The organism is Rhizobium sp. SL42 (assembly GCF_021729845.1).
In the GTDB taxonomy this organism is placed as follows: domain Bacteria; phylum Pseudomonadota; class Alphaproteobacteria; order Rhizobiales; family Rhizobiaceae; genus Allorhizobium.
This window is the reverse complement of record NZ_CP063397.1, coordinates 1,723,731-1,735,669: the sequence shown is the minus strand read 5'-3', so window position 1 is coordinate 1,735,669 and position 11,939 is coordinate 1,723,731. Positions and strand designations below refer to the sequence as shown.

Sequence of the window (11,939 nt, the reverse complement as noted above, 5' to 3'; positions counted from 1 at the left end):
TCGTTATCTACCGCGGACATTTGTCCGCAGCCTGAACTGGAGACACATCTTGCCCACGACCCGCACAGTTGACGATACCAGTCCGGTGATCATTCACTTCACTACCGTGCATCCACGCAGTGACACCCGTATTCGCATCAAGGAAGTAACCACGCTCGCGCGTGAATGGCCCAATGAGATTGCACTATTCGTGCAGGACGGCAAAGGTGACGAGGTGGATGCTGGTAACGGATTTTGTGTCCACGATACAGGCTCCGTAGCGCAAGGCAGGCTTCGGCGCATGACATTCGGAGCATGGAAAATGTACTCGGCCATCCGCGCCGCGCGTCCGAAGATTGCGCATTTCCACGACCCTGAACTTTTGCCTTGGGCTGCGCTTTTAAGGCTTTCCGGAATACAGGTTATTTACGACGCTCATGAAGATCTGCCGGCCGCCACCTTGAGCAAACCCTATATCAAGCCTGCCCTGCGAAAGCCGCTTGCGGCCACCGTTGCGATAGTTGAAGGATTTTTTGCAAGACTGTGCACCAAGGTTGTGGCTGCAACCCCTGCAATAGGCCAGAATTTTTCCAACTTGAACCCGAAGCTCGTGCAGAACTTCCCGCTCCTCGACGAACTCCAGATCGACGAGGTAACCCAGGGCACTCAACTGCCACATCACTTCGCATATGTCGGCGGAGTCACCCGCATTCGCGCAGCTGTTGAGATGGTAAAGGCAATTGAACTCGTTCGCGACGAGACAATCCGACTACAGATGGCTGGCACGTTTTCAGCTAGCTTGGGCCAGGAGCTAGAGCGGATCGAGGGCTGGAAACGTGTCGATCTTTATGGCTGGGCTGACAGAACAACAGTATCAAAGGTGCTGGCGCAATGCAGAGCGGGCCTCGTCCTCTACTATCCTGAACCCAACCATATACGTGCACAGCCCAATAAACTGTTTGAATACATGTCCGCAAGTCTGCCTGTGATTGCTTCCGATTTTCCGCTCTGGCGCGAAATCGTTGATGGTGCGGGCTGCGGCCTGCTCGTTGATCCTAGAGATCCACAGGCAATTGCTGGCGCGATGCAATGGATCGTTGACCATCCCGCTGAAGCGGCCGAAATGGGCCGACGTGGCCGCATGGCTGTGGAAGAGCGTTACAACTGGGATGCGGAGAGCGAAAGCCTGATCGCGCTCTATCGAGACTTGTTGCCGGCCACTTGATACTGGAGACACTTTAATGCCCCAAATCCTCACCGTCATCGGCGCTCGCCCACAATTCATCAAGGCCGCGGCGGTCTCTCGCCAGATCGCAGAGACTCAAGGACTCAATGAGATGTTGGTCCATACGGGACAGCACTATGATGCCAACATGTCGGATGTCTTCTTCGACGAGTTAGAGATACCGCATCCAGCGCATCATCTTGGAATCGCCGGTGGCGGACACGGTGCCATGACCGGGCGAATGCTCGCGGCCATTGAAACCTTGTTGCTTGAAGTACGTCCTGACATCGTGATGGTGTATGGAGACACAAATTCCACTCTCGCCGGCGCGCTTGCGGCAGCAAAGCTGCACATTCCGGTCGCGCATGTGGAAGCAGGACTGCGTAGTTTCAACAAGCGCATGCCGGAGGAAATCAACCGTATATTGACAGACCAGTGCTCGGACTTGCTGCTCACGCCGACGGCAACAGCCACACAGAATTTGCTGCGCGAAGGGGTTCCAGAAGCACATATTGTAGAATGCGGCGACGTGATGTTCGATGCTGCTCTGCATTTCGGCAGGAAGGCAGAAGCAGATCATGCCGGGCCGGCCCGTTTTGGCCTAACGCCCGGACAATATGCGTTGGCAACGGTTCACCGTCAGGAGAACACCGATGATCCGATTCGTCTTGCCGCCATTCTCGATGGGCTGGCAGCGGTGACTCGTGATCTAAAGGTCGTGCTCCCCCTGCATCCGAGGACACGGGCCCGCATTGACGCGGCAGATCTTACAGACAGGCTCGAAGCGCTCCACATTATTGAGCCTGTAGGCTACCTCGATATGGTTGCGCTCGAGAAGCATGCCGCTGTGGTCGCGACCGATTCAGGCGGCGTGCAAAAAGAGGCTTTCTTCTACGAAGTCCCCTGCATCACCTTGCGCGACGAAACCGAATGGGTTGAGCTGGTCGAGGCAGGATGGAACCGTCTTGTCATCCCGAATGATCCGTCAGCAATCCATCAGGCAATTCTTGAGGCCCGTGGAACAAGGGGGTTGGACATCGCGCCGTATGGCAGCGGCAATGCCTCAGGGATCATCGTGGATAGACTTGAAAGGATGCTGGGTTGAGCCGCATCTGGTTGATAAATCCCTACTCCTCAACACCTTCGACAGGAATGGGCGGGCGGCACCATTATCTGGCAAAGGCGCTCAGCCGACTTGGACACCAGGTAACACTCGTCGCGGCAAGACGGCATCATCTGCTGCGTCAGGATGTGGACGCAGACAGACTGCCGACTGAAGAAATTGTCGACGGCTATCGCTTCGTGCGGATCGATGTGCCGCGCTACTCCCATGCGCATGATAAGCGGCGAATCCTCGCCTGGTTCGTTTTTGCTGCACGGTTGCTTCAACTGCGCCGCCGGCTAGGCGAAAAGCCTGACGCGGTGCTGTATTCATCGCCGCATCCCGTGGGATATCTGGCAGCCGAAAGGCTCGCACGTCGCTGTGGAGCGCGACTGGTGTTCGAAGTTCGTGATATCTGGCCGCTCACCCTGGTCGAGGTCGGCGGTTACAGCCCCCGCCATCCCTTCATCCGCTTTCTGCAATGGATTGAAGATCGCGCCTACAACAACTCCGACAGAGTGGTCTCAAATCTGGAGGGGGCAGTTGGGCACATGACATCGCGCGGGATGAACGCCAGCAAGTTTACCTGGGTGTCAAACGGTATCGCTCTTGACGAAGTTGCAACTCCGGCCCCCTTGCCAGCAGAGGTCACCGCGCAAATCCCTAAGGACGGCTTGCGCATTGCCTACACCGGCACGCTGGGAGCGGCAAATGCACTCGAGACCCTGCTCAACGCGGCGGCGATGCTGAACGATCTACCGGCTGTGCATTTCATCCTCGTAGGGCAAGGCCGCGAACGCGCATTTCTGGAATCAAGACGAGACGAACTCGGGCTGAACAATGTGCATTTTCTAAACGGCGTACCGAAAAAACAGGTCCAGTCTGTGCTGGGCGCTTGCGACGCCTGCTACATCGGCTGGCTAAATTCGCCACTCTATCAATGGGGAATTGCCGCTAACAAGATTCCTGAATATCTGTTTTCAGGAAAGCCCATTGTTCATAGCTTCAGCGGCGGAAGTGATCCCGTCATGAAATTCGACTGCGGCATCACAGTACCCGCAGAGGAACCAAAGGCTCTTGCCGAAGCCATTCGCCGCCTCCATGGCATGCCTGAGGATGGACGCCGGCGAATGGGCGAAAACGGCCACAAAGCGGCGGTGGAACACTATGACTACGCCCAGCTTGCCCGGCGGATGGAGCAGGTGTTGCTGGGATGAGCAGCAGTGCTTCCACCTTACAGAGCCGTATGGCAGGAAAACCTCAGGGCGCCTTCTCTTTAGAAGCAACTCAGTCTTGGCCAGGCACTATGCAAAGCGTCCCTACGCAAATTGATATCGCCACACCGTATTTTTGGATTTCAATGCGAATATGCCGATCCAATATTGGGGACCGGCCAGTGCGGCCCTCGCCGTCTTTGCCGGGACCTCAATGCAGAAATGCAAATGCAGGCTTTCTTGTCATTTGACACGGGGGCACCAACTGTTCATCTGGAGCCACGAAAACTTTGGAGCAGGACTGCATGCCCAGCGACTCTTTGATTGATCGGGGCTTTTCTCGGTTCACTACAGCCTACAACGCATCAGGATTCGAATTCAACGCGAACGCAGCTCGGCTCATCGTCTGCGCATTCTTCATCTGGAAGTTGTTAAGTCGTGACTATGGATTCTTTGGAACGCTTCCGGAAGAGGTATTTTACTTCTATCCGTACCAAATATACTCAATAAAAGCCGGACCAATATTAACTGGCCTGCCAATCATACAGGAATTACTCACGTTCCACTGGGTTCACTGGTTTCTGCCGCACCCCGGACTGATGCTAATGCGCGTTGTGCAGGGCCTCGCGATCGTAAGCCTGATATGTCTCGCGGTATTTGGTTGCGGCCCCCGGAAATCTATCCTCGTAGTCACTTACGCTCTTCTAATCTATCTCTGGGGATATCTGTTCCTGCTCGGGCAGGAAATCGATGCCGTCGATCTGTATTTCGGCATGCTGCTTGCGCTTGGTATCAGTTCGTATGACGACGTACCGATATGGAAGTTATCGGAACTTTATCATCACCGGCCGTCACGCGATGGTGGGCGCAGCATGTCGAACCTCGTGCTCGTGTTTGTCTTCTACTACTTCGCATCAGGGATCAAGAAGCTCACTGATATCTACCCCAGCGAATGGTTCAAGTACGATCTAGTCGGGGAAATCGAGCAGCATACAATAAGGGCGGCGCATAGCACGCTGGATACAATTTATTTATTTCAATACATGCATGGGCTAGGTTTTTTGAGTTATATTGGACCACCACTGGTCTACATCTCACACCTTTTGGTTCCCATGGTATTCTTTCGAAGAACACTGATACTAAAGTTCTTTCTGTTTTATTGCGCTTTTCACCTCATGACATTCGGGGTCGGAATCAGCTTTACAGGCTACATTTTCGTCTGGGCGGTTCTTTTTCCTTGGCGCCAGATCATAGCGCGACTTGCCGGGAGTAAAGACGACAACGACCTGATTGGTGAAACACCATGAAAATATTCTATGATGGCGACTGCTATTTCTGCACTAATTTTGTCAGATTGCTATCTCTCCGGCATGCTGTTGGCGAGGTGCAACTCATGTCACTCAGAGAGGACAACGAAGATGTCAGGCGAATTCTGTCCTCGGGGCTTAACGTCAATACTGGCTTCGTGGTCGAACATGACGGCAAGGTTCTCTATGGCTCGCATGCATTCCACTACCTGACAACACTTGCGGAACCGCGAAACTTTTTGAGCCGCATGCTGTTCCTGATCGGCGAGCATCCGCAGGCCGCGCGCCTTCTGTATCCGGTCATGGTGTTTGGTCGCTATCTCGTCCTTATCGCCCAAGGAGGGACCTTGATCGAGTACGAGCGTCAGCCTTGGCAAGAATCAACGCAAGAAGGTCTTGGGCCGCGTCTCGTCAGAATGTCGGCGCTACTGCTGACCGTCCTCGGGCTCACTCGGCTTGGGGTCTTCGGATCTTACCCAATGAAGGCGCTTCAGCTACTCCCGGTTCTTCTCCTTACAGTAACCGCCGTAGCCGCCTGGACTCGTTTTTTCTACAAAGCCGCCTATGCCCGCCAGATATACAACCGCATCAGGCAGGCGGACTGGTCAATTGTGATTGCCTATGTTGCCATATTGCTTCTGATCGTGAACACGCTGGATATAGTTCTTTTTCGCAGGCTCGCTGCTTTCATAACCATTCTTCCGCTACTCGCAGTGGCGGTCGATCTATACCGGAAATACGGTGCGGATCCGCAGATTGGGAAAATCCCTGCCATTGTTCCATTCGCGATTCTTGTGTTTGCGTTCTTCCCAGGCCTGTATATGGCTCCGTTTTATGGCGGAATTTTCGGATGGACCGCACACGTAGACCGGTCGCGGCCGATCGTGGTCAGCGGTTACAAGCTGGTAAATCAAGACGGCGACGAGATTTGGTACAATCATGCCTTCTTTCAGCCTGTGACTATGAATGGACGCTTCCGTCGGGCTTTTAGCGACGCAATACCCGAGACCGAAAAATTCGTGCAATTCATGTTCGACAACTACAAACGAATCTATCCCATGCTGGAAACCGGTCGAATGCCGCACGAATGGGCTTTGGGTCGTTTTGCCTATCCATCTCACAATCTATCGGACAACAATTCGCTCGACTATGTCGGGAAATTTGAGCCGAGCAAGATCATAGGCATGGAAACAGTTGTCGAGACTTACAATTTCGATGGCACGTTCCTGGAGGCAAAGAAAGGTGTGCTGATCCCTGTAAATGGCAACTAACCAGCATGTCAGTGGGGATTCAATTCATGGTTCTCGCACGCTGGTGACATTCAGAGAACGGCACTTCGAATATGAGGTTCCCGCGCCGGTGTCATTGGGTTAAGAGTCCAAATTGACAGCGTCGAACACTTTGGTGGTGCGCTGCGATTTCGCAGAAGTGCGATACTTGACAGCCGGCGTGCAGGATCTGACTGAATGAAATCCCTTAAATCGATCTCTTCCTCAACCCCTGTCATTCTATCGGTTCTGGGCTTTTTGGTCGCGGTCGCCATTGCCTGGTTCACCCAGCGCAACGTCGTCCTCTACACAGCGTTGAACGGCTATACGCCAGTCGGCATGATGCATTCGGTCACCGATTTCGCCGATTTCGGAGGGAACTTTCCCAACGGCGAGGCCGAGATGATGAAATCTCTCATCGGCCATGTTTACGAAATGCTGGGGCAGGCAGGGATTTCGGACTTTGCCGGCGCTTTCCTGGTTGTGGTGGCAGAAGCGCTCACCCTTTTTGCAGGGGGCTTCTATTTCGCGCGACGGACCAACCCAGACCTACCGCTCTGGACCGCTTTCGCAGCAGCGATCCTGCTCGGCGCCAGCGGCATTGCCAGCGCTGATTTCGGACGATGGGGACACCCCGTCTACGGATCCGTCTACAATTTTGCATTCGGGCTTGGACTCGCGGCAGTGGCGGCGGCTCTTGGACGGCGTCTGTGGCTCAGCGGCCTCCTTTTGGGATTGGCAGCCACCATTCATCCGATCATCACGCTGTTTTTCGCAATACCCGCCGGGATCGTGGTCCTTGGCAGGCTGCGCAGCTACCATCCTGCCCAGTTCGTCGTATCCGCGCTTCTCGCCACCGGCCTTGCAGGCGCCTGGTTTCTCTTCGCCTACAAGGATACGAACATCTCCGGAGGCGCAATCGATGGCCAGCTATTCGTTACATTGACGCGGCTGATGAGTTCGCATTGGCACCCCGTCTACATCGGCGTCTTCGGCGAACGTGCATGGGAAAGCATCCTGCCGGCATCGGCACTTGGGGCTCTCTGTGCCGTAATGATGGCAATCGCTCCCGCGAACAACCTTCCAGTCGACCGATCGATTGCAACAGCAATATTTGTCCTTCTCCTGACTTCGTTGATCGGCGTTTATCTATCCGACACCTCGCAAAATCCGTTCCTTGTCAAACTGGCGCTCCAACGCGCCAGTTTGATTGCATTCTTGATGGCTGCCGGGCTCAGCATCCCGCGCTTGCTTGTGCTCGCATCAAAAGGACCGATTGGACTTTCAATCTTTGCTGCCGCCCTTATCGCCCTGACATTCGTTAGGTCACATGGTCTACCGATCGGTGGCTTGATCCTGTTTATCAGCCTTCTTCTACTACAATCGCGTAGATTGGTGACTGACCTCTCGGAGATGAGAAGGCGCATCATCTGGCTGTCTCTTTCAAGCTGCGTCGCCGTACCTTTGATCCTATCCGTAAACGGCCATTTCCAACCGTTTGCGTTCGACAGCCTGTTGACGCTCGGGACACTGGCAACGATCGGCTTCATCCTTCCATTCGTGCTCTTGATCCTGGGGCGCATCAGCGGCTCACCGGTCCCTGCAATCGCCGCCATTTGTGTGGGCGCCTTGCTTTGGAGCAAGACAGCCGACCCAGTCAAGAAACCTGCCGATATTGCGTTTGCAGGCGACTTCCTGGACGTTCAGCTCTGGGCACGAAACCACACTGAGCCGGGCTCAGTGTTCATGGTCGAGCCGACGATGTCCTATGGTTGGCGACAGTACTCGCAGCGCCCATCCTTCGGTACCATGCGGGAATGGCTCTATGCCGGCTGGATCTACAAGTCCGACCGTGCTGTACTGACCGAAGGTTTGCGGCGAGCAGCCCTTCTCGGCGTGTCACAGGAAGACTTACAGAAAAATGCCTGGACGATGGAACGGGCGCCAGCATATTTGAGCCTGACAACCAAGCTTAGGTCTACCTACAACAATTTTGATGGGAAAGCGCTGGCGCAACTCAGCCGTGAGAACGGGATTGCGTATTTTGTCTTCAACCGCAGTTTTCGGAGTGAAGTTTCCGGGCTCGACATCGTCTACGAAAATGAGAGTTTCGCGGTTGTCAGACCTGCGCTCTGATGTAGCGAGGCCTTATGACAGCAGTTCCAGAAGTGTCTCGAAACCATTGCCCCAACCGTATACAGGGGTAATGGTGTGGGGATGCCAATTCACCGACGCGATACCTCGGACTGCCCGTACCTCATCCAACCACGGCTTTATCGCCTCTTCTGGGCCAACTCGATTGACGCCGGCATAGTCATAAACGTGCGAATCCATAAGGATCATAGGCACGGTTTCTATCGCCAATGTCGCCTGAGCGGCGCTTGGGGGTGGAGAAACGGAGAGAGCGTGACTTGCGCGAAATCCAGCACGATCATTAAAACCAAGTGTGCTGTCGAACCGTAGGCCCGCATCGTGCTGAGCGGCCCAGGTCTTGGCAAAGGAAAAATGCAGCCAGTGTTGGCGGCAATGGGTTATGACACTTCCTAGTGCCCTCTCGACCCGGCACTTTTCCATCTCCATGGCAGCGGCACTTTCCCAGGCATCAAAAGACTGGTGCAAGCCAACCTCGTGTCCCTCATCCCGAAACCTCCGCAACTCAGCCGCTATCGATTGGACGTCATAAGAAGGATCGATCAGAATGCGCCGAACCGATCCACGTTTAAGACCAGCCTTTCCGCCGTAGACATGCAGAATGCTCGTCAGGCCAGCGGCCCGCTCCATATCCCGTAACCTCCCGAGTGTTCGGAAATCGCCGCGGGAGAAGAGGTAGCGCGCCGCATCGCCCATGCGGCGTAGCGCGGCGGCCGGCTTGGCCGTCGCCAAGGCACGCGCAGCATTAACAGTCTGAAAGGCCCCCTGCTTCAAACGGATTTCGGGTGTCAGCCGGATGGCATCGAGATCATGCGTGAGAAGAATCTGGGCTTCGGGTAAGGGGCCGAACAATGCTTCCTCTGCCAAGCCAGCATCGTGTGCGGCCCAACGCCTTAGAAAGAGGAAGATACGATTGACCCAAGCACGTTCGAAAAGCGGTGCCATTCGGGGAGACAGTCGGAATGCATAGGACAGTGACGGGCCATTCTCAACTTCATGGACCCGCTCCGGAGTCGAAGCCAGCATGTGAAACGCCACCGACAACCAGTCGCAACGTTTCCATTCGGGTGCGTCACCAGTTTCAATCATATCGGCGAATACTAGCAGCGCACCGTTAACTCCGATATCCGCAGCCCAGACGGGCAGCTGCACCTTGAGTAAGCTGGGATCAGCACCGAGAATTCCGGTGGTGGTGGCAATCGGCAATGCTGCGATTTGCCGCCTTCCTGCATATTTTTCACCTTGCGCGCTGTTCAGCCAATATCGGCTACCGCACTCAATGGCCCAGACCCGATCAGCGGGCCCGCAACCAAGTCGAGGCTTTTTCATTTGGTGTCCCTGTTGCGTACTCCCTTGAGCACATCTCCAAGGCTCACGGGACTGATCAAGAGATACCATCCGGCCAATGCAACCACAGGTAGAACAAGAGTAATTCTCAACAAGATAGCGGCAGCTACCGCCTCTGCAGGTTCAGTGCCGAATGCAATCAGCGACAATGCTACCGCCGCTTCAAATGTGCCAAGACCACCGGGTGCCACGGAGACAATCAGCCCCAAGGTGCTTGCAACAAAGACCACGAGGACCTGTGACGGAGCCAATGCCGAACCCAGAGCAATTGATAGGAAGGTCAATAGCACCAAATATGAGGAAATCCACGTCACTACCGAAAGAAATAAGGAAACAACTAATCTTCTGGCATCGGCGATATGAGCAAACTGCCCGACAAGGTGCTCTATCTGAAGGATCAATCTTTGCGACGACAGCTTTCTCGTGAGGCGGCGTAACAAACCGGGGTTTATTCCCACAATGAAGACCACGCCCCCTCCGGTAAATGCAATGGAAGCCAAAATCATGCCACTCCACGCCAATTGCCTGTCAAAAGGTCCGCTGACGAACACCATGGATAGCAGTATCAAAAATGCCAGAACTGCGGCATCTATCAACCTCTCGACTGTGAGCACCGTGAAACCACGCGATAGCGGCAAATCACAAACGAGTAGAAGGCCTACAGGTTTAGCTGCTTCCGAAATGCGACTGGGAACCAGCAGGACCACCAATTGGGCGATCGCATTGACGCCGACGCCAGTTCCCATACTTACTGGCGGGCCACAAAGCCAGGAAAGCCGCAAACCAGCTGTGAGCACCGATACGGCCATAAAGGGCATGCTTAGTACGATAGCCGCTATGGATTCCCAGATCGATATTTCCACTGGCCAGCGATTGCCAAGCCACAATAAAAGGCCAAACAGAAGGATTAACAATATCGCGAATCGGAACAAAGACCTGTCAGAAACAGCTGCCAAGAGCTTTGCTCTCCTCAATCTCATTGCTCGCTCTTAGTTAGAGCAAGAGTGCGATCAAGTAAGCGCAAGCCGGCTTGATATGCGGCATATTCGTTCTTCGCGTAGCTAGACGTACGGTCCAGCAAATAGGGTTCTGTGTCCAGCACATTTCCTTCATCAATTCGATTGGTCACTTCATGAAGTGTCGCGCATTGCTTTACCGCCCCAGCTTTCAAAGCACGCCAGATGGATGCAAGACCGCCAAACCCATTTATATCGGCACAATGCACATTCGTCACTTTATAGCCATCGAGTGTGGTGCCCGATATGATCAAACCGGCACGGAAAAGCACGATAAGCGAAGCTCTTTTGCTGGCCGCAAGATCGCGCAGATCCGGATTGCTCGTGAATGACTGTGATGTATTCGGTCTGCTGGAGGGAAGCGAGTGCGCCGCGGCAAACATGCTGATTGCTGCCGGCAGGGGTATCGAGCCACGCGCGACCAATCTCAACGCCCTGCCAAGCCCACCCGAGCGGTCAACGGCAACACAAACATGGCTATAGGATGCCGCAATTGCCTCTGCTCTCGCGCCCCAATAATCATCGCCGACTGCCAACAGAACCGTCACTTACCTGGCTTCCTAAATACGAAACTGGCAATCAGATTCAGATCAATCGAAGGCACGGCGAGCGGCCAGAATGACAGTGTTTGACGTTCGAAGCGTGCAGTCAGTTGATTCAAGATCAAGTCGGCAAAATTCGGATGCTCCCAACAGATAAGCCTGTCGGGATCGATGGACGTGTGTTTTCTCAACCACCGCCGTGAAGTGAGCATGCGCCCCATGCCCCATGCGAGCCCTCCTTCGCAAGGGATCGCGCCTACGAGTTGGCCTCCGGGACGCAGCACGCGCTCAATCTCGGCAAGGTGCTCGTCGAGCGGGTGGATATGCTCCAGCGCATAGAAGGTGAAGACAGCATCGAAGGAATTGTCCGCGAATGGCAGCTTTTTCGCGTCCGGGTTTGCAAGCACATCGTCGTGGGGCACGCCGGCTTCGTCAATGCGCTTTCCCGCCACTTCAAGAAGGTCGGCGCGGATATCGTAGTTCGTCCAATGTGACGGCCTCCCCGCCCAGTGCTGAATGTGTTCGACCGCGCCGGGACCGATCTCCAGCACGCGCTTGCCCTCGAGATCGGACCGCGACACGACTCTATAACCTGACTGATTTACCGTCATGCCTACGGATGTACGCTGGTTTGCCATGTAGAAATCGAAGTCACGACGGAGCCATTCCTGCCAGGAAGGATCGCTTACGTCCGGCAACTTGCCAAATCGCCGCCGATCACCAAAAAGGCGTTTCGAGATGGCATAAGGCAACTGGTGCCCATAGGCGTTGAAACTCATTTGGCAGAC

Annotated in this window: 10 protein-coding genes; 6 read left to right on the top strand and 4 right to left on the bottom strand. The window is 54.6% G+C overall.

The window, feature by feature from the left end; genetic code table 11:
* Positions 1-49: 49 nt before the first annotated feature.
* The 6 genes from IM739_RS08075 to IM739_RS08050 all read left to right on the top strand — a co-directional run bounded on the left by IM739_RS08075 (position 50) and on the right by IM739_RS08050 (position 8,231).
* Complete coding sequence (locus IM739_RS08075) at positions 50-1,204, top strand: glycosyltransferase (RefSeq protein ID WP_237370662.1); 1,155 nt, start codon at positions 50-52, stop codon at positions 1,202-1,204.
* A 16-nt stretch (positions 1,205-1,220) separates the two neighbouring features.
* On the top strand, positions 1,221-2,309 hold the full coding sequence (gene wecB, locus IM739_RS08070) for a non-hydrolyzing UDP-N-acetylglucosamine 2-epimerase (protein WP_237370661.1): 1,089 nt from the start codon (positions 1,221-1,223) through the stop codon (positions 2,307-2,309).
* A complete protein-coding gene (locus IM739_RS08065) occupies positions 2,306-3,523 on the top strand; it encodes a glycosyltransferase family 4 protein (protein WP_237370660.1) in 1,218 nt (405 codons plus the stop codon). The genes wecB and IM739_RS08065 overlap by 4 nt, the downstream gene beginning before the upstream one ends.
* 302 nt (positions 3,524-3,825) lie before the next feature.
* The gene (locus IM739_RS08060; RefSeq protein WP_237370659.1) at positions 3,826-4,827 is read left to right on the top strand and encodes a hypothetical protein; all 1,002 of its coding nucleotides are present in this window, start codon (positions 3,826-3,828) and stop codon (positions 4,825-4,827) included.
* Positions 4,824-6,098: a DCC1-like thiol-disulfide oxidoreductase family protein gene (locus IM739_RS08055; RefSeq protein WP_237370658.1), complete on the top strand. Its 1,275-nt coding sequence runs from the start codon at positions 4,824-4,826 to the stop codon at positions 6,096-6,098. The genes IM739_RS08060 and IM739_RS08055 overlap by 4 nt, the downstream gene beginning before the upstream one ends.
* 195 nt (positions 6,099-6,293) lie before the next feature.
* Positions 6,294-8,231: a hypothetical protein gene (locus IM739_RS08050; protein ID WP_237370657.1), complete on the top strand. Its 1,938-nt coding sequence runs from the start codon at positions 6,294-6,296 to the stop codon at positions 8,229-8,231.
* 12 nt (positions 8,232-8,243) lie between these two features.
* Here the strand turns inward: IM739_RS08050 and IM739_RS08045 are convergent, their stop codons facing one another.
* Genes IM739_RS08045 through IM739_RS08030 form a run of 4 tightly spaced genes read right to left on the bottom strand, consistent with a single transcriptional unit; the run spans position 8,244 to position 11,930 of the window.
* A complete protein-coding gene (locus tag IM739_RS08045; RefSeq protein ID WP_237370656.1) occupies positions 8,244-9,575 on the bottom strand; it encodes a hypothetical protein in 1,332 nt (443 codons plus the stop codon).
* The gene (locus IM739_RS08040; protein ID WP_237370655.1) at positions 9,572-10,549 is read right to left on the bottom strand and encodes a lysylphosphatidylglycerol synthase transmembrane domain-containing protein; all 978 of its coding nucleotides are present in this window, start codon (positions 10,547-10,549) and stop codon (positions 9,572-9,574) included. Before IM739_RS08040 ends, IM739_RS08045 begins: the two co-directional genes overlap by 4 nt.
* A gap of 20 nt (positions 10,550-10,569) precedes the next feature.
* Complete coding sequence (locus tag IM739_RS08035) at positions 10,570-11,157, bottom strand: formyltransferase family protein (protein WP_237370654.1); 588 nt, start codon at positions 11,155-11,157, stop codon at positions 10,570-10,572.
* On the bottom strand, positions 11,154-11,930 hold the full coding sequence (locus IM739_RS08030) for a class I SAM-dependent methyltransferase (protein WP_237370653.1): 777 nt from the start codon (positions 11,928-11,930) through the stop codon (positions 11,154-11,156). The genes IM739_RS08035 and IM739_RS08030 overlap by 4 nt, the downstream gene beginning before the upstream one ends.
* Positions 11,931-11,939 lie beyond the last annotated feature (9 nt).

What these genes read in the sequence shown, in the direction of transcription:
- IM739_RS08050 (WP_237370657.1), top strand. Translation starts at nt 6,294, where the DNA reads ATGAAATCCCTTAAATCGATCTCTTCCTCAACCCCTGTCATTCTATCG.
- IM739_RS08030 (WP_237370653.1), bottom strand. Translation starts at nt 11,930, where the DNA reads ATGAGTTTCAACGCCTATGGGCACCAGTTGCCTTATGCCATCTCGAAA.
- wecB (WP_237370661.1), top strand. Translation starts at nt 1,221, where the DNA reads ATGCCCCAAATCCTCACCGTCATCGGCGCTCGCCCACAATTCATCAAG.
- IM739_RS08055 (WP_237370658.1), top strand. Translation starts at nt 4,824, where the DNA reads ATGAAAATATTCTATGATGGCGACTGCTATTTCTGCACTAATTTTGTC.
- IM739_RS08045 (WP_237370656.1), bottom strand. Translation starts at nt 9,575, where the DNA reads ATGAAAAAGCCTCGACTTGGTTGCGGGCCCGCTGATCGGGTCTGGGCC.
- IM739_RS08060 (WP_237370659.1), top strand. Translation starts at nt 3,826, where the DNA reads ATGCCCAGCGACTCTTTGATTGATCGGGGCTTTTCTCGGTTCACTACA.